We start from the raw sequence: 17,984 nt of genomic DNA on the forward strand, positions 1-17,984 counted from the left end.
GATAGGCGCCGGCCGCGGACTCCGCGGAAAGCATGATGGCGTCCGCGCCCTCGAACACGGCGATCGACACGTCCGAGACCTCGGCGCGCGTCGGCACCGGCGCGGTGATCATCGATTCCAGCATCTGCGTCGCGATTACCACCGGTTTGCCAGCGCGGCGCGCGGCACGCGTGATCTGCTTCTGGATGCCGGGCACCGCCTCCAGCGGCATTTCGACGCCGAGATCGCCGCGCGCAACCATCAGCGCGTCCGACAGCTCGATGATTTCAGGCAGACGGGCCACCGCTTGCGGCTTCTCGATCTTGGCCATGATCAGTGCCCGGCCGCGCGCGATCTTGCGCGCTTCTGCGAGATCCTCCGGCCGCTGCACGAAGGACAGCGCCACCCAGTCGACGCTGGCCGCCAGCACCGCGTCGAGATCGGCGCGGTCCTTCTCGGTCAGCGCGCCGACCGGCAGGTCGGTGTCGGGCAGGCTGACGCCCTTCTTGTCGGAGATCGTGGTGCCGGCGACGACCGTGCAAATGATCGACTTGCCGTCGCTCTTCACCGCCCTGAGCTCCAGCTTGCCGTCATCAATCAAAAGCCGGTGACCGGCCTCGACCGAGCTCAGGATTTCCGGATGGGGCAGGTAGACTCTGCTCGAGGTGCCGGGTTCCGGATTGTTGTCGAGCGTGAAGGTCTGGCCGACGCTGAGCGTCTCCTTGCCGTTTGCGAACTTGCCGACGCGCAGCTTCGGACCCTGCAGGTCGGCGAGAATGCCGATCGGCCGGCCGACCGCGTCCTCGACCGCGCGGATGCGCCCGACCAGCGTGCGCATCAGATCGTGGTCAGTATGGCTCATATTGATGCGGAAGACATCGGCGCCGGCTTCGAAAAGCTTCTTCAACATCTCCTCGGAGGAGGAGGCCGGACCGATGGTGGCGAGGATCTTGACCTTGCGGTTACGTCTCATTGACTGTTTGTTCCCGGGGCGGGGGCCGCTGGTGCGCCTCCCGTTGCGGGCTCGTCGGTCAGCTGGACCATCCAGCTTGCCTGCTCGCCCGTGTCATATTCTTGGAATCCGGCGCGTTGGAAGCCCCGGGCGACGCAATCGGTTACGCCGGCAATCTTGAACTCTTTTTCGGCCACGCACATGTTGATCGGGCCATCCCAGCGCCCGCCGCGCTCGGCGTCTTCTGCATAAAGATAGTAAAACCTTGATGACAGCGGACCCTCGATCAGCGTCTTGCAGCTCGACCCTTCGATGTGCCACCAGCCCTCGGTGATCCAGCCGGCCTTGGCGCGATAGCCGATGCCGACGCCGACCAGGTTCTGTGTGGCGTTGCAGACGCGGAAATCGGCCCGGGCGGGCGACGCCGCGACCATGGCTGTGAGCCCGGCGGCGACGGTCAGGATCGGCAAGGCGAAGGCACGGCGCATGCGCGACCTGCCGGCGGAACCCATCCTGAAACCCCTCAAGAACGACATCTGCATCTCTCGACGCCCCTTTTCGGCAAACTCCGGGCGCATGTCAACGCGCCGTTTTGTTCAATTCCAATCGATTTAGAAGGCCCCAGGCGCGATTTGTCGCCATGCGTTGGATTCTTCGCAGAAACCGTGGCCAAACAACGGCATTGCGCCAGCGTCCTCTTCGTGGAATGACGTTACCACTCTGCCGGGAAGCCAGCGACCAGACCAATTCCAGCCGATGACCCGATCCACAGTTTTCGCGCCTTTCGATATCGTCGAAGGCGATCGCAAGCGAGGCATCGTTCTGCTTGGCGATCATGCCCGCCGCGCCCTGCCTGAGGAGTATGGCAGCCTCGGCCTGCCGGCGAGCGAGTTCGAGCGGCACATCGCCTACGATATCGGCGTCGAGACGGTGACGCGCGAGCTGGCGGCGACGCTCGGCGTGCCGGCTGTGCTCGCCAACTTCTCGCGGCTTTTGATCGATCCCAACCGCGGCGAGGACGACCCGACGCTGATCCGCCAGCTCTATGACGGCACCATCGTGCCGGGAAACTACCCCATGGCCGCGGAAGAGCGGGAACGACGGCTCGACCGCTTCTACCGGCCCTATCACGACGCCGTCGGCGCCATGATCGCCTCGGTGGCCGAGGCGTCCGGCAAGGCGCCCTTCATCTTCTCGGTCCACTCCTTCACACCGGTCATGCAGGGCATCCGGCGGCCCTGGCATGTCGGTATATTGTGGGACCTGGACGACCGCGTGGCGCGGCCGCTGATCGACATGCTCGCCGCCGACAAGAGCCTCGTCGTCGGCGACAACGAACCTTACGATGGGGCGCTGCGCGGCGACACCATGTTCCGGCATGCCATCGTCAACGGCTTCGCCCATGCGCTGATCGAGATCCGCCAGGACCTGATCGCCGGGCGCGAAGACGCCCTCGCCTGGGCCGAGCAGCTGGCGCCGATCGTTGACGCGATCGACCGCCGTCCCGATATACACCAGGTGAAGAAGTTCGGCTCGCGCACCGGGCCGGTGTGACAGGGCCTGAGGAGCGCATGACATGACCGAGCTTAGCGACGAGCAGAAGCGCGATTTCGAGGCCGCCGCCTTCCGCCGGCTGGTCGAACACCTGCGCGAGCGCGGCGACGTGCAGAACATCGATCTGATGAACCTTGCCGGCTTCTGCCGCAACTGCCTGTCGAACTGGTATCGCGAGGCGGCGCAGGTCGACGGCGTCGCGCTCTCCAAGGACGAGTCGCGCGAGATCATCTACGGCATGCCCTATGCCGAGTGGCAGGCGCTGAACCAGACCGAGGCTTCCGACGCGAAGAAGGCGGAGTTCGAGGCAAGGCGCCCGAAGGATCACTAGCGGCGGCGAGCGCCTTCGCGACTTCGTCATTCTAGGGCGAAGCAGTCGCGAAGCGACGTCGCGCAGACCCTAGAATCCATTCCGTGACGGCTGCCGAAGAGCACGGCGGTACAGGATAAGATCGTAACGAGGCAACCCAGGGAGTGTTCTGCACGGTAGCGGCGCTCTTAGGTAACGGCATGGATCCTCGGGTCTGCGCGCGTCGCTCCGCTCCTTGCTCCGCCCGTGGATGACGAACGGGAAGCGTTCTCGCCAACCTCCAAGGCAGCAGCCTGCCACGAACGAAAACCGGTCCTCCGTCGCCCTTTGGTCCAAGCACGTCGCCTAATGCGGCTCTTGACCGCCGATTGAATCGATCTAACTTGCGCCCAAACCATTCGTAGTGCGGACAGACCATGAGCGCGCAAAACACGATTGAGGCCGCCATTCGCGGACGCTGGGCCGTGGCCGGCATCTTCCTCGCCAATGGTTTTTTGACCGGCAGCTGGGCGCCGCAGATCCCGGTGTTCCTGACCCGTCTGGATATCTCGAAATTCACGCTCGGCCTGCTGATCCTCCTGTTCGGCGCCGGTGCCGTGGCGGCGATGACCTGGTGCGGCCATTTGATCTCCAGGCACGGCTCGCGCACGGTGCTGCGCTGGTTCGGCCTGTGCGGCAGTTTCGGTTTGCTGGCCGTGGCGCTCGCCCCCAACGTACCGCTGGCGGCCATCGCCATGTTCATCTTCGGCGGCTCGATCGGCGGCATGGATGTCGCCATGAACGCCAATGCGGTGGCGGTGGAAAGAAGGCTCGCCCGCGCCATCATGTCGTCCTCGCACGGCTTCTGGAGCCTTGGCGGTTTCGCTGGCGGCGCTCTCGGCGGCTTCGCCATCCAGAATTACGGCCATCTCGTCCATGCGACCGTGGTTACGGCGCTCGCCTTCGCGGTTGTCGCTTTTGCGATCGGCTACCTGATCGCAGAGGACAAGCCGCAGCAGACAGAGCACCAGAAATTCTCGCTGCCGGGCCACCCCGTGGTCTATCTGGTCGGGTTGATGGCTTTGCTGACCATGGTCTCCGAGGGCGCGGTGCTCGACTGGGCGGCGCTCTACCTGCAGCAGGAGCTCGGCGCCGACCTTGCCTTCGCCGGCCTTGCCTATGCCGCCTTTTCCGGCGTCATGGCGCTCATGCGCTTCCTCGGCGACGGTGTGCGCGACCGCTTCGGCGCGGTGACGACGCTGCGCGGTTCGGCTCTTGCCGCCGCGGCGGGCATGCTGGTGGCCGGGCTGTCGCCCTCGCCATGGCTTGCGATTGCCGCCTTCGGCTTTTGCGGCTTCGGCATCGCCAACATGGTACCGATCATCTTCTCGGCCGGCGGCAACCAGGAAGGCATGTCATCCGGCACCGGCATGAGCGTCGTCACCACCATGGGCTATTCCGGCATACTGGTGGCGCCGTCGGCGATCGGCTTCGTCGCCGAGCATTCGAGCTTCGGCCCGATCTTCGTCGCGCTGTCGGGACTGCTGGTTGTCGTCCTTCTGATGGCCGGGCTTGCTCACCGCGCCGAATTCTCCCCCGAGCCCGCGCCGGCCGAATAGCGTTTCAGCTCCTCATGGAGGAAATCCGCGACGCGGCGGATGCGCACGCTGCTACGCACGTCGCGATGCATGGCGAGCCACACCGGCAGCGACGGCAACGGCAGCCCGGGCAGCAGGAGCTCCAGCGACGGATCGCGTTCGGCCAGCGGTTCCTGGCCGATGCCGATGCCATTTCCCGTCCGCACCGCTTCCCAAAGAACGATTTGATTGTCGGTCCTGAAGCGAAAGCTGCCGCGGCTGACGGGAATGCCGAACGCATTGAGGCCGCGGACGATCTCATCGCTGCGGTCGAAGCCGACCAGCGTATGATCGGCGAGGTCACCGGGCCGGCTCGGCCGGCCGCGCCGGTCGAGATAGGCCTTCGCCGCACAGAAACGCAGCGGAATGTCGGCGACCTTGCGCGCCACCAGCTCGTTCTGCGCCGGCTTGACCATGCGGATGGCGATATCGGCATCCCTGCGCAACAGGTTCTCGACCTGGTTCGAAGCGACGATCTCGACCTCGATGCCCGGCTCCTCCACGCAGAGCCGCGCGGTGATATCCGGTAGCACATAGGCCGCCACCACCTCGCTGGCGGCGATGCGCACGGTGCCCTCGATCGCCTCGACCGATCCAAGGGCCAGCAGCGAGAACGCGCTCGCTTGCTCGCTGACGGCCTTGCCGCGCTCATAGAGCACGTTGCCAGCCTCGGTCAGCGCATAGCCGCTGCGCCCGCGTCGGAACAATGTCACGCCGATCGCCTGCTCCAGCTCGGCGATGTGGCGGCCGAGCGTCGGCTGGCTGGCCGCAAGCTTTCGCGCGGCGCCGGAGAGGCTGCCGGTCTCTGCCACGGTGACGAAACTCTTGATCAGGTTCCAGTCGATTTCCGTCATCCATTTATGAATATCAAATCGCCAAAATCAGTCAATTTCCATTCGTTTGCGAAAACCTCAAATTGGTGGCCTAACGCAGACACGGAGACGAAACATGACCAAGATCGCAATCCTCGGCGCGAATGGCCGGCTCGGCCGCGTCGTAGGCAAAGCCTTCATCGACGCCGGCTTCGACGTTCGCGCCGTCACCCGCAGCGGCAAGGTGCCCGCCGAGCTTAAGGGCGCTACAGCGATAGCCGGCGATGCGCTCGACCGAGACTCGCTGATCCGCGCAACGCAAGGCGTCGACATCATCTTCAACGGCCTGAACCCGATCTACACCGACTGGGGCAAATGCCTGCCGATGGCCGAGAACGTCATGGCCGCTTGCCGCGGTAACGGCGCGCTTCATCTGTTCCCCGGCACCGTCTACAATTACGGCTCGCCGATGCCTCGCGTGATCACGGAAGACACGCCTTTCCGGCCGACGACCGAGAAGGGCCGCATCCGCGTCGCGATGGAGGATCTGTTTCGCCGCAAGGCCGAGGCCGGCCGCGTGCGCACCATTCTGCTCAGGGCCGGCGACTTCTTCGGCGGCACCGGCAGCGGCTCCTGGTTCGACCTGGTCGTTGCCGCCAAGATGGAGAAGGGCATCTACACCGCGCCCGGCCCGGCCGACCTCGTCCATGAATGGGCCTATCTGCCCGACTTCGCCGTGGCCTTCGTCGGCCTGGCGCGCAATCTGGACAAGCTCGGCTTCTATGAGGCGCTCAACTTCCCCGGCCATGCCGTCACCGACCTCGATATCAAGGCAGCGGCCGAGAATCCGCTCGGGCGCAAGCTGAAGCTCGGCTTCATGCCCTGGTGGGTGCTACGCGCTGGCAGCCCGTTCGTGGCGATGTGGCGTGAGATCGTCTCGATGTCCTACCTTCGTTTCGAGGAGCACCGGCTGGTCTCGACACGGCTGGAGAAGATCATTGGCGAAATCCCACACACCCCGCTCGATCAGGCGGTGAAGGAAGCCATGCGGGACATGGGCATTGCCGTCGCGCCCGCCCCACGCGCGGCCGCCTGATTTGAGCTGACACGACCGAGCCGTGATATGGCTCGGTCGCATAAGGATCAGATCCTGCCCATCAGCAGCAGGATCAAAAGCACCACCAGGATGACGCCGACGATGCCCGAAGGGCCGTAGCCCCAGGAGCGCGAATGCGGCCATGCCGGCACGGCGCCGATCAGGATGAGGATGAGAATAATGACGAGAAGTGTGCTGATCGTCATGAGAAAGCCCTCGCCATGAGGTGAAGTTATGCCGGAACAATGCAAAAGGCCGCCCGGTTGTTCCCCGGGCGGCCTTTATCTTGCTGGTTGAGTTGACTTATTCGGCAGCTTTCTGGAAGGCGATTGCCGGCTCGGCGCCTGCATCGTGGTCGGCAACGATCGTTGAAACCTTGCCCTTGCCGCGCCGGAACAGCCGCCCGAAAAACGCGTTGAAGCGGCTGTCCTTGCTGCGCGTGAACACCATCAGCATCGACGGCGTCACCACCAGCGTCAGCAAGGTGGCGAAGGAGAGGCCGAAGACGATCGCCGACGACAGCGAAATCCACCACTGCGTCGACGGCGCGTTGATCGTCGTCTCGTGATGGAAGATTTCGAGGCCAAGGCCGAAGGCGATCGGCAGCACGCCGAGGATGGCCGACACCGCCGTCAAAACCACCGGACGGGCGCGCTCGCGGCAGGTCTGCAGCACCGCGTCCATCTTGTCCCAGCCTTCCTCGCGCAGTCGGTCGTAGGTGTCGATCAGCACGATGTTGTTGTTCACCACCACGCCGGCCAGCGCGATGACGCCGATGCCGGACATGACGATGCCGAAGGCTTCGCCCGTCAGAAGCAGTCCGAGGAACACGCCGACCGTCGCCATGACCACGCAGGACAGCACCAGCCAGACGCTGGTGAACTTGTTGAACTGCATGAGCAGCACCAGGAAGATCAGGAAGATCGCCGCGCCGAAGGCCTTACTGAGGAAGGCGCCGGCCTCGGCGCTGTCCTCGTTGGAGCCGGCGAGCTTCCAGCGGATGCCACTGCCGAGATCCATCTCGGAGACGGCCTTGGTGACCTCCTGCTGCACCGCCGCGACCTGCGCGCCGGCGCTGACATTGGCTTGCACCACCACTGTTCGCGCGCCGTCGATGCGGTTGAGGATGCCGACCGTCGGCTCGGGCTTGCGCACGACGAAGTTCGAGATCGGCACCGACCCTTGCGAGGTCTGCACTCTCAACTCATCGAGCGTCGACAGCGTGCGCCGGTCCTCGGGTAGCCGCAGCCTGATGTCGACCGCGTCGTCCGCCCCGGCGGGCCGGTATTCCGAGAGCTTCAAGCCGTTGGTCACCAGCTGCACCACCGTTCCGACCGAGGTCGGGCTGATGCCGTATTGCGCCGCCTTGGCGCGGTCGACCTCGAGCGCCCAGTCGACGCCGGGCGGCGGCAGGCCGTCCGAAATGTCGATGACGTTGGGTATCTTGGCGATCCGCGCCGCCACCGCGCGTGCCTTGTCGTCGAGGCCCTTGGGGTCGGCGGCCGAAAGCCTGATCTGGATCGGCTTGCCGGTCGGCGGGCCTGCCTCCGGCACACGCACTTCGACATCGACGCCGGGAATGCCTGCCATGACGCCGCGCAGATCGCTGAGGATCTGGTTGGCCGACTTGCGCTCGCGCCAGTCGACGAACTCGTACTGGATAACGCCGACGACATCTTCTGGGATATCCTGGCCGCCTCCCTGCGTCTTGCCGGCTCGCGTGTAGACCGACTTGACGCCCGGCCAGCCGAGCAGCCGGTTCTCCGCTTCCTTGGTGGCGGCGTCCATCTCGGCCAGCGAGAGATTGCCGCGCGCATGCACGTAGAGCAGGCCGTAATCCGGCTCGACGCTGGGGAAGAACTCGACGCCGGCGCCGTATTTCGAGTAGGCGAAGCCGACGCCGACCAAAAGGCCGACGGTGAGCAGGATGACGGTGATCGGGAAGCGCACCGCCTGCTTGACCAGCGCCATGTACCAGCCGTCGCGGTTCTCGTCCTCGTGATGCTTGGGCGCCTTGGCGAAGATGGCGCCCAGCGTCGGCGCGAACACCAGGGCATAGAGCATCGAGGCCGACAGCGTCACGATCAGCGTGATCGGCATGTATTTCATGAAGTCGCCGATGATGCCAGGCCAGAACAGCAGCGGCGAGAAAGCGGCGATGCGCGTCATCGTCGCGGCGATGACCGGGCCGGCCATGCGCCTTGCGGCCAGCGCGAAAGCATCCGCCTTCGGCATGCCCTCGCTCATGCGCCGTTCCGCGAATTCGGTGACGATGATGGCATCGTCGACCAGCATGCCGACCGCCAGGATGAGGCTGAACAGTACGATCATGTTGATCGTGTAGCCCATCATGGCGAGCAGAAGGATGCCGATCAGGAAGGACGACGGGATGGCGAGGCCAATCAGCAAGGAAGCGCGGCCTGACAAAGCGTAGAGGATGACGATGAACACCAGGATGACGGCGATCATCACGTGGTTCTGCAGGTCGCCGAGCAACTGGTTGACGAAGACCGACTTGTCCTGCGTGTAGGTGACGTGCATGCCCTCCGGCATCGTCTTGATGAAGCTGTCGGACACCTCCCTGACGTGGTTCAGCGTGTCGATCAGATTGGCGCCGATTCGCTTCTTCACCTCGATGGCGATCGCCGGTTTGCCGTCAAGGCGCGTCACCGTCTCGGCATCCTTGAAGGTGGAGCGGATGGTGGCGACGTCCTTGGCCTGCACCACGGCATTGGGCGTGGCGACGACCGGCAGGTTGGCGACGTCCTCAGGCGTCTCGATCAGCGACGGCACCTTGACGGCGTATTTGCCTTCCGAGCCCTCGAGATTGCCGGCGGCGACCAGGCTGTTGGAGGCGCCGACGCCTTGCATGACCTGGTCGAGCTGCAGCCCGTAGGACGACAGCTTGACCGGATCGATGACCACTTCGACCAGATCGTCGCGGGCGCCCTGCAGCGAACCCTCCAGCACGCCAGGCACTTCCTCGATGCGGTCGCGCAGTTCGCGCGCCGCCGCCGTCAGCACGCGCTCCGGCACGTCGCCCGAAAGCGTCACGACTAGAACCGGAAATTCGGAAACGTTGACCTCGTTGACCGTCGGTTCCTCGGCGGCCTGCGGCAGATCGGCCTTGGCGTCCTGCACCTTGCTGCGCGTGTCCTGCAGCGCGGTCGCTAGATTGGTTTGCGGCTGGAACTCGACGAGCACGTAGCCGCCGCCCTGGAAGGCGGCCGAACGCATCTCCTTGAGGCCCTTGAGGTTCTTCAGCTTGCTTTCCATCGGGCGCAGAAGAAGGCGCTCGGAATCCTCCGGCGAGATGCCCTGGTAAATCAGGCTGATATACATCATCGGAATCGGAACGTCGGGCTCCGCTTCCTTCGGCGTCGACTGATAGGCGACCCAGCCCGCCACGAGCAGGAACAGCAGCGCGGATATTGTGAGGCGGGCGTTGTGGATGGCGAGTCTGACGATATCCATGACTTATGCCTGCTGTTGTCTTCGAGGAGCAGCGACCTGGCCGTCGCCGGGCAGCGCCCGGCGCCTGGCCGCGCTACTGCGTGCCGGCGGTGGCTTCGCCGATCAGCTTGTTGATCGTTGCCTGGTCGGCCTCGACCGGCTTGACCGCGTCGCCTTCCTTTACCAGCTCCTGGCCGGCGACGATGATGCGGGCGTCCTGCGGAATGCCGCCCAGCACCAGCCCGTTCGGCGTGTCGTCGACGAGATCGATCGGATAGAACGCCACCTTGTTGTCCTTGCCGACGGCGCGGATGCCAAGGTCGCCCTTGTCGCCCAGCGTCACCACCGAACGCGGCAGCATGACCGCATCGGTCGGCTGCGCGCTGAGCGTGATTTCGGCCGTCATGCCGGCGGGGATGGCGCCATCGGCATTGGGGATCGCCACCTCGACGCGGAAGGTTCGGGTCTGCGATGAGGCGTCGCGGCTGATGTAGCGAACCGTGCCGGTCACCTTCTGGTCGTTGACCAGGCGCACATTGGCCTCGTCGCCGATCTTGATGTAACGCAGGTCGCGCTCGCTGACCTCGCCGCGCGCGATCACCGGGTCGAGCTTGAGGATGGTCGCCACCTCGCCGCCCTGCATCACCGAGCTGCCGAGTTCCACCGGAATGCGGTCGATGACGCCATCGAACGGCGCCTTGACCTCGTTGCGGTCGAGCTCGGCTTGCGCGGTCTCCAGCTGGGATTGCGCGGACGTCAGGTTCGAGCGCGCGGTGTCGAGCTGCAGCGCGGGCAGATTGCCGGTTTTCATCAGCCGCAGGGCCGCTTCCAGTTCGGCCTGGCGCTGCACCAGAAGCTGCTTGGCGTTGTCGACGTTGGAGATCTTCTCCTCGGCCGCCAGCATCAGCACCAGGTCGCCGGTCTTGACGCGCTGGCCCTGCTTGACCGGCAGCTGGTCGATGACGCCGGCGACACGCGTCGCCAGCACCGCCCGCTTGTCGGCCTCCGTCAGCCCCGAGATTCGTATCGCCCGCGCATAGGTCTTACGCGGCGGCGTCACCACCGCGACGGTGCGCAGTGGCGCCTTCGGCTCGGCGTCAGCCGTCTTCGGTGCTCCGACCTCTGGCTGCGTTGCCTTTGGGGCGTCTCCCACCTTCGGATTGTCGGCGGCGGCGCTGCCCACGGATGAAAACTCTCCCGTTCCCATCCAGGCTGCGAATCCAATGAGCACAACAATGGCTGCAAGCTTGTGAAACCTGATTTTCGGCATCGTCGTTTTCCACTGCGGGGTTCGGCCAGGCCGCTTTTTTAAATGCGGGCGCGTCGCCGATATGGGTGCGCGCAAGGCCCTATTCAATTTGCCGTGATCGGCGAAGCGCCGCTTCTACCTCAAAGTTGCAACGCAAAATAGTCAGAAAGTTTGATGGATCATTGCGCTGCCGGACAGGGCGCGCCCGCCGCCATCCAGTTCTCGATCGCATTGTATGTCTCCTCTGCCGAGCCTGGGGCCGGCTCTCGATCAGCCCCCGGCGCCCAGCCCCAGGCGACCAGCTTGTCGTCGCGAACATGCAGCGCCACATCCTGCAGGCTGCGCCCGCCATTGCGGGCAGGGTCCTTGATCTGGGCGCAGATTTCAGCCGAGGATTTTCCGAACCAGACCATCTCGGCTGGCGCCAGGTGCCAGTTCTCGGCTCCCGGCGGCCCGTGCAATGCCTTGGAATTACTGGAGAAATGGCAGGTCGTGCAGCGCAGGCCCGGATTGCCGAAGCCGGAGCCGTCGCTCCCGCGCTGAACGTTGAAGCCATGCACGCGGGTGCCGCCATAATGCGCGCCCGACCAGCGCGGGCGGTCATCGGCGACATGGCAATCGGCGCAGCGCGGATGCGAGAATACCTTATAGACCTTGTCCCATTCGGGCAGCCCTCTGGCTGCATCGACCTTCACCGGCGCCGGCGATTGGCTCTCCTGAGCGGCTGCGAAAGGTGCCGCCAAGAACATGATGGCAGCAGGCGTCAGCATGATAAGAAGCTTCCTCATGCGAAGGCCACCGCTTTGGAAAACGGCAACCTACGGATGCGCTTACCGGTCAGCGCGAAGATGGCATTGGCGAGCGCCGGCGCCGCCGGCGGCGTGCCGACCTCGCCGACGCCGCCCATCTTGTGGAAATTCTCCAGCACCGCGACCTCGAACACCGGACACTGGAAGATGCGCATGGCGTCGAAATCGTGGAAATTCGACTGCTCGACCATGCCGTCGGCGAAGGTGATTTCCTGGCCCATCGCCGCCGACAGGCCGTAGATGGCGGCGGAGATGAGCTGCGCCTTGATGATGTCGGGATCGAGCGCGGTACCAACATCGGCAGCGATCCACACCTTCTCGATGCGGATGCCGGCCGGCGTGTCCGCGACCTGTACGATCTCGCCGACCCAGCTGCCGAAGGACAGCGTGAAGGCCATGCCCTTTGCCTTGCCGGCCGGCAGCGCCTCGCCCCATTTCGCCATCCCGGCGACGGTCTCGACCACTTTCACCGCCGACGGATAAGCGGCCATCAGCTTCTTGCGCAATTCGACCGGATCGATTTTCCCAGCGGCCGCGATCTCGTCCATGAAGCCTTCATGGAAGAAGCCGTTGATCGAGCTGCCGACCGATCGCCACGAACCGACGGGAATGGAGACGGGCGCGGCGATGCCGCTCACCCGGTAGTTCGGGATCGTGTAGGGCTGGTCGTACGCGCCGTCGACGATGGTCTTGTCCGGCCCCATTGCCGATAGCGACGGAAACAGCCTCCGCAAGGTGCTGGCGATCATCGATGGCGACGATATCTTCATTTCGACGGCGACCGGCAGGCCATCGTCGCCGAGCCGCGCCTGGAACTTGCCGATTGCCGCGGGGCGGTAGGCGTCGTGGCGCATGTCCTCTTCGCGCGTCCAGGTCACCTTGACCGGACGGCCGCCGGCTTCATTGGCCATCAGCGCCGCGCACAGTGCATAATCCATCTCGACGCGCCGGCCGAAGCCGCCGCCGAGGAAGGTGGTGTGCACCGTGACCTTGTCCTGCTCGATGCCGACCGCGTTGGCGCACAGCTGCCGCACCAGCGTCGGCGCCTGGTTGCCGCACCAGATGTCGAGGGCGCCGTCCTTCAGCCGCGCCGTGGCGTTCATCGGCTCCATCGTTGCGTGCGCCAGGTACGGCACTGCATAGTCGGCCTCGACGATTTTTTCGCGCGGCGTGTCGGCGAAAGCGGTGTCGACATCGCCGTCGTTGCGCAATGCCGAACCCTTGGTGGTGAGCGCCTGTTTCATCGCCTCGTCGATGGCGGCGCTGTCCAGCGGATATTCGGGGTCGGCCCATTTGGCCTCGATCGCCTCGGCGGCTCTGAACGCCGCCCAGGTGTTTTCAGCGATGACCCCGAAACCGTGACCGTAGCTGGTCTCGATCGGCACGATCTTGACCACGCCGGGCATCTTCGCGGCCTTGGAGAGGTCGGCGCTCACCGGCTTCGACCAGAAGCGCGGGCTCATCTTCACCGTGCCGTAGAGCATCTCCGGCAGCCTGACATCGATGCCGAAGATCGGCGCGCCGGTGACCTTGGCCAGCATGTCGACGCGCTTTTGCGGCTTGCCGAGCAGCTTCCAGTCGGCCTTGTCCTTGAGCCTGACCTCGGCCGGCGGCGGCATGGCGCTGGCTGAGGCAGCGACTTCACCATAGGTGACCGATTTGCCCGACGCCTTATGCAGGACCGCGCCGTTGGCGGTTTCCAGTTCGCCGGCGGAAACGCCGAGCTTCTGCGCCGCCGCCGAGATCAGCATCTGCCTGGCGGCCGCGCCCGCCTGCCGCATCTTGTCGAACCCGTCGCGCATCGAGGACGAGCCGCCGGTGCCCTGCAGGGCGAGCAGCTTTCCGACGACGCCGAGTCCGGATCGCACCGCTTCCGCCGTCATGCTCTCGTCGAAGAAGGGGAACGGACCGCCCTCCTGGAGTATCGCCGCGTTGTAATAGGCATAGGAAGCCGGGCCGTGCTCGACCTTGACCTGATCGAGGCCGACGTCGAGTTCCTCGGCGACCATGGCGGCAAGCGTCGTTGAGACACCTTGCCCCATCTCGGCGCGCGGCGCGACGATGGTGATGGTGTTGTCGGCGCCGATCTTCACATAGGGATTGAAGGTTGCCTCGCCCTTGCCGAGATCGGCCTCGAGCGGGTTGGCGAAGGGCTTGCGGTAGTAATAATAGCCGACGGCGACACCGCCGGCGACGGCGGCGGCGCCGATGAGGAAGGTGCGGCGGGCGATCTTTCCGATGCTGGCCATGATCAGAGCCCCGCCGTCTTCAGCGCCGCGGCTTTCTTGATCGCCGCGCGGATCTTCGGATAGGTACCACAGCGGCAGAGATTGCCGCCCATGGCGTTGTCGATATCGTCGTCGGACGGGTCGGCAACCTCGTCGACCAGCGCCACCGCGCTCATGATCTGGCCGGCCTGGCAGTAGCCGCATTGCGCCACCTGCTCTTCCAGCCAGGCCTGCTGCACCGGATGCAGCTTGCCGCCGGTGCCGATGCCCTCGATGGTGGTGACTGCGCCGCTGACTTCCCCGACCGCCAGCGAGCAGGAGCGAACCGGCAGGCCGTCGACATGCACCGTGCAGGCACCGCAGGCGGCGATGCCGCAGCCGAATTTCGGGCCCGTCTTGCCGATCAGATCGCGCAGCGCCCACAGCAGCGGCATTTCCGGATCGGCATCGATGTCGAATGATTGCCCGTCGACGGTGAGGCGCATGGGGATATCCTTCGTTGTCGTCTATAACCAGAAGCGAAATGGCAAGGCGGCCATTTCGTCTCCATACACCTTGACAAAATCCGTCATTTTGTCAATAGAGTTTGCACAGGGTAGACTTTTCGCCATGATCGAAGCCGAGGACATCGCCGCCGACCCCAAGCGCGCCCGCATTTTGGAAGGCGCGATGAAGGTGTTCCTCGCCTATGGCTTTACGCGCACCACCATGGACGACATCGCGCGCGCCGCCGACATGTCGCGGCCGGCGCTCTATCTGCTGTTCAAGAACAAGACCGACATTTTCCGCGCCATCGCCCTGATGCTGCTCGGTCGCTCCATCGAGCAGGCGAAGAGCGAGCTCGAAGGCGGCGGCACCTTCGCCGAACGCACGATGCGCGCCGTCGACGCAGCGCTGATCTCGATGATCGGCGCTGTCCATGCTTCCCCGCACGGCGCCGAACTGCTCGACTTGAAGTCGAGCGTCGCCGACCTCGTCGGCTGCTGGCGCGACGGCCTTGTCGAGCACATCGCCAGCGCGGTCGAGGGCGAAGTGAAACGGAACGGCGTCGACCTCGCCGCCAAGGGGCTTTCGGCGCGGCTGCTGGCCGACATGCTGCTCGACGGGCTGGAAGGCATGAAGATGCGCATCAGCAATCCGGACGAGCAGCGACGGGCCGCCGCCGCGCTGATCAGGCTGATCGACCTGGCGCTGCGGAAAGGATGACGTCGGCGGTCGGCGCCCCCGGTCGAGCTAGGCTTGGCGCCGCGCTTGCTCGGGCTTCCTGCGCGCCTCGAGGAACTCCTTTACCCGCCGGCCCGGCGCCGGGCCGCGCACCGGCTTGAAGCCGTCGTCGAGTTCGCCGGAGAGATCGAGCGTCGGCCGCTTGCCGACGGCGTCATAATTCTCCTCCAGCCAGTCGCTGGCGGCGCTGCGGCCAAGATCGCGCAGATAGGCGAGGAAGGCCCATTCGGCGTTGACCTTGGACGATGCCGACAGGTCCTTGAAAGCCTCGTCGGCATCGATGCGGTGCATGCGAATGTCGCGGTACTCGCCATGCGGCAGCCGGCCGGCGGCGATCAGTTCCTTGACGAAGGCGATCGAGCGGAATTCGCGCAGGAGTCCGGCATTGAAGGTGATCTCGTCGATGCGGTTCTGGATCTCGTTGGCGCTCTTTGGCGTGCCCTCGCGCACCACCGGATTGATCTGGACTAGGAGCACGTCCTCGGTGGCACTCGTCTTGAAGAACGGATAGAGCGCCGGATTGCCGCCATAGCCGCCATCCCAGTAGGGCACGCCCTTGATTTCGACGGCGCGGAACAGTTGCGGCAGGCAGGCCGAGGCCATCACCGTGTCGAGGTCGATCTCGCCGTCGGAGAAGACGCGCAGCTGTCCGGTCTCGACATTGGTCGCCGAGATGAACAGCTCCACCGACTTGCAGGCGCGCACATTGGAGAAGTTGATCTCCTGCTTGACCACGTCGCGCAGCGGATTGAGGCCGAGCGGATTGGCGACATAGGGCGAGAACACCCGCGACATGGTGTCGAAGAAGACATAGCCCGGCGTGTTCTCGATCGACCAGTTGCCCCAGGCGACATCCCACGGCATGCGCTGCACCGGGCTGAAGCGGCCTTTCCGCGCCACCGCACGCCAGAAATCGTCGAGCTTCTTGCGTGCTCCCTCGACGCCGCCACGGACAAAGCCGTCGGCCAGCGCCACCGCGTTCATCGCGCCGGCGCTGGTGCCGGAAACGGCTGAAATCTCTAGCCTTCCATCCTCCAGCAGCCTGTCGAGCACGCCCCAGGAAAAGGCGCCGTGCGAGCCGCCGCCCTGAAGCGCGATGTTGATCTTCTTCTTTTCCTCCGCCTTGCCGTTGGTCGTCATGGCGTTCCTGTCGTTGAATGGCCGGCCTCGTCCTGCCCGGAATCGGGCGACGCGCCGGCAGGGGACCTATGTTGCAGTGCAGCATATAAGTCCTGACCAAGGCAAGAACACGAACACGGTCGCGTGATCACATGAAATTTCGGTCATGAAGAAGAGCCTCACCGCCTTTTGGCGGAGAGGCGACATTCATCAAGATGGGCTGGCCGCCTTAGGCGACGAGATCCGGCACCGGCCCGACATAGCGCGACTGCGGCCGGATCAACCGTCCTGTCGTCTGCTGCTCGCGCGCATGGGCGATCCAGCCCGAGATGCGGCCGGCGGCGAAGACGTTGGAGAATGCGTCCTTTGGGAAGCCTGCCGCTTCCAGCAGGAGCGCAGTGTAGAACTCGACATTGGTCTGGATCGAACGCTGCGGCTTGGCGACCCGAAGCACGTCGAGCGCCGCCTGCTCCACCGTCTCGGCAAAAGCCAGCCGGCTGCCCATCTTCCCGCTACCTGGCCCCTTGCGGGTGGCCAGTTGCCGCACCACCGCTTTCAGCACGTCGGCGCGCGGATCGCGCACCCGGTAGATGCGGTGGCCGAAACCCATGATGCGCTCGCCTTGCGCGATCTCGTCGCGCAGCCAGCCGGCGGCGTCGCCGCACGCCTCGATCGCGTCCAGCATCTCGATGACCGGTCCGGGCGCGCCGCCATGCAGCGGCCCCTTGAGCGCGCCTAGGCCAGCCAGAATCGCTGAGGTCAGCCCGGCTTGAGTCGAGGCGACGACGCGGGTGGCGAAGGTCGAGGCGTTGAGACCATGGTCGCAGACAGTGACGAGATAGGTGTCGAGCGCTTTGGCCAGATCGGGCGAGGCCGCGCTGCCACCAAGCATGCGCAGCATGTCGGCGGCATGATCGGCATCCTTGTTTGGTGCGACCGGCTGGTCCCCGCGTCCCGCCCGCAGCAAGGCCGGAGTCAGCACCGCCGGCGCCGCGATCAGCCGCAGCGCATCCGTCAACGTCCCGCCGTCCGGCAAAAGGGCGATGCCGGCCCGCATGCCGCTGTAGACATCGAGCGCGGCCAGCGTCGGAAAAATCGGCTGGAGCCGCAGGAACACCTCGACCCGCGCCCGGCCGATCGCCTCGGCCAGTTCAGCATCGCCGGGAAGGTCGTCGAAGAAGCCGTCGAGCAACAGGCGCGCCACCTGCGGATAGCGCCAACGGCCGGCCAGTTCCGGCAGCGAATGGCCACGGATCGTCAGCCGGCCGCCGAGGCCGTCGACATCGGAAAGCACGGTTTCCGCCGCCACCACATCATCGAGCCCGTTTGCCATGTCCGTCTCCTTCGCCATTTACGGACTTGAATTAATGGTGCAAGTTCGAGGCATCAATCTTGATCAAGTGAATCAATATGTCCAAGCAATCGGCTGCATGACAAACAACATGACCGAATGGCTGACGCGTGAGGAGGCGCTGGAACGGCTCAAGGTGCGGCCGCAGACGCTCTATGCCTATGTCAGCCGTGGCCGTATCGGCATGCGTCCGGACGCAGCCGATACGGCCACGGCTGACATAGGCATAGAG

At 65.0% G+C, this 17,984-nt stretch carries 16 protein-coding genes and 1 pseudogene; 6 read left to right on the plus strand and 11 right to left on the minus strand.

Features of this window, described 5'->3' with window-relative positions; all coding sequences use genetic code 11:
* Positions 1 to 952, minus strand: a 952-nt coding sequence (gene pyk / locus EN745_RS12440) for a pyruvate kinase (protein ID WP_127421377.1), incomplete at its 3' end; no start/stop codon positions are given.
* Positions 949 to 1,443: a DUF1036 domain-containing protein gene (locus tag EN745_RS12445; protein WP_126059333.1), complete on the minus strand. Its 495-nt coding sequence runs from the start codon at positions 1,441 to 1,443 to the stop codon at positions 949 to 951. The genes EN745_RS12445 and pyk, both read right to left, overlap by 4 nt.
* Before the next feature lie 244 nt (positions 1,444 to 1,687).
* Here EN745_RS12445 and EN745_RS12450 point away from each other — a divergent pair, with 244 nt between their 5' ends.
* The 3 genes from EN745_RS12450 to EN745_RS12460 all read left to right on the plus strand — a co-directional run bounded on the left by EN745_RS12450 (position 1,688) and on the right by EN745_RS12460 (position 4,393).
* Positions 1,688 to 2,485 (plus strand): N-formylglutamate amidohydrolase, encoded by a 798-nt coding sequence (locus EN745_RS12450; protein WP_126057920.1) that lies wholly within the window; start codon positions 1,688 to 1,690, stop codon positions 2,483 to 2,485.
* Between the two features lie 22 nt (positions 2,486 to 2,507).
* Positions 2,508 to 2,816 carry a DUF1244 domain-containing protein gene (locus EN745_RS12455; RefSeq protein WP_126057919.1) on the plus strand — a complete coding sequence of 103 codons (309 nt, stop codon included), beginning with the start codon at positions 2,508 to 2,510 and terminating at the stop codon, positions 2,814 to 2,816.
* Positions 2,817 to 3,211: 395 nt separating this feature from the next.
* On the plus strand, positions 3,212 to 4,393 hold the full coding sequence (locus EN745_RS12460; RefSeq protein WP_127400018.1) for an MFS transporter: 1,182 nt from the start codon (positions 3,212 to 3,214) through the stop codon (positions 4,391 to 4,393).
* Here EN745_RS12460 and EN745_RS12465 read toward each other — a convergent pair.
* Positions 4,351 to 5,265, minus strand: a complete 915-nt coding sequence (locus EN745_RS12465; protein WP_127421378.1) for a LysR family transcriptional regulator — start codon at positions 5,263 to 5,265, stop codon at positions 4,351 to 4,353. The genes EN745_RS12460 and EN745_RS12465 overlap by 43 nt on opposite strands.
* Before the next feature lie 94 nt (positions 5,266 to 5,359).
* On the opposite strand from EN745_RS12465, the gene EN745_RS12470 reads away from it, so the two are divergent.
* Complete coding sequence (locus tag EN745_RS12470; protein ID WP_127421379.1) at positions 5,360 to 6,319, plus strand: SDR family oxidoreductase; 960 nt, start codon at positions 5,360 to 5,362, stop codon at positions 6,317 to 6,319.
* Between the two features lie 47 nt (positions 6,320 to 6,366).
* Here EN745_RS12470 and EN745_RS12475 read toward each other — a convergent pair whose 3' ends face one another.
* The 6 genes from EN745_RS12475 to EN745_RS12500 form a co-directional block, all read right to left on the minus strand.
* On the minus strand, positions 6,367 to 6,525 hold the full coding sequence (locus EN745_RS12475; RefSeq protein ID WP_126057915.1) for a DUF3309 family protein: 159 nt from the start codon (positions 6,523 to 6,525) through the stop codon (positions 6,367 to 6,369).
* 97 nt (positions 6,526 to 6,622) lie between these two features.
* The gene (locus EN745_RS12480; protein WP_127421380.1) at positions 6,623 to 9,793 is read right to left on the minus strand and encodes an efflux RND transporter permease subunit; all 3,171 of its coding nucleotides are present in this window, start codon (positions 9,791 to 9,793) and stop codon (positions 6,623 to 6,625) included.
* Between the two features lie 73 nt (positions 9,794 to 9,866).
* A complete protein-coding gene (locus EN745_RS12485; protein ID WP_127421381.1) occupies positions 9,867 to 11,042 on the minus strand; it encodes an efflux RND transporter periplasmic adaptor subunit in 1,176 nt (391 codons plus the stop codon).
* Positions 11,043 to 11,200: 158 nt separating this feature from the next.
* A complete protein-coding gene (locus EN745_RS12490; RefSeq protein ID WP_127421382.1) occupies positions 11,201 to 11,809 on the minus strand; it encodes a hypothetical protein in 609 nt (202 codons plus the stop codon).
* Positions 11,806 to 14,079 carry a xanthine dehydrogenase family protein molybdopterin-binding subunit gene (locus EN745_RS12495; RefSeq protein WP_127421383.1) on the minus strand — a complete coding sequence of 758 codons (2,274 nt, stop codon included), beginning with the start codon at positions 14,077 to 14,079 and terminating at the stop codon, positions 11,806 to 11,808. Before EN745_RS12495 ends, EN745_RS12490 begins: the two co-directional genes overlap by 4 nt.
* Before the next feature lie 2 nt (positions 14,080 to 14,081).
* Positions 14,082 to 14,543 carry a (2Fe-2S)-binding protein gene (locus EN745_RS12500; RefSeq protein ID WP_127421384.1) on the minus strand — a complete coding sequence of 154 codons (462 nt, stop codon included), beginning with the start codon at positions 14,541 to 14,543 and terminating at the stop codon, positions 14,082 to 14,084.
* 124 nt (positions 14,544 to 14,667) lie between these two features.
* Between EN745_RS12500 and EN745_RS12505 the strand changes: the two genes are divergently transcribed.
* Positions 14,668 to 15,264, plus strand: a complete 597-nt coding sequence (locus EN745_RS12505) for a TetR/AcrR family transcriptional regulator (protein WP_127421385.1) — start codon at positions 14,668 to 14,670, stop codon at positions 15,262 to 15,264.
* Positions 15,265 to 15,291: 27 nt separating this feature from the next.
* Here EN745_RS12505 and EN745_RS12510 read toward each other — a convergent pair whose 3' ends face one another.
* A complete protein-coding gene (locus tag EN745_RS12510) occupies positions 15,292 to 16,422 on the minus strand; it encodes a patatin-like phospholipase family protein (RefSeq protein WP_127421386.1) in 1,131 nt (376 codons plus the stop codon).
* A gap of 208 nt (positions 16,423 to 16,630) precedes the next feature.
* Positions 16,631 to 17,734: a citrate synthase/methylcitrate synthase gene (locus EN745_RS12515; protein WP_127421387.1), complete on the minus strand. Its 1,104-nt coding sequence runs from the start codon at positions 17,732 to 17,734 to the stop codon at positions 16,631 to 16,633.
* On the opposite strand from EN745_RS12515, the pseudogene EN745_RS36065 reads away from it, so the two are divergent.
* A pseudogene (locus EN745_RS36065) lies at positions 17,733 to 17,984 on the plus strand (helix-turn-helix domain-containing protein); the annotation flags it as partial. The gene EN745_RS12515 and the pseudogene EN745_RS36065 overlap by 2 nt on opposite strands.

It is taken from the genome of Mesorhizobium sp. M4A.F.Ca.ET.022.05.2.1 (assembly GCF_003998845.1).
GTDB lineage: Bacteria > Pseudomonadota > Alphaproteobacteria > Rhizobiales > Rhizobiaceae > Mesorhizobium.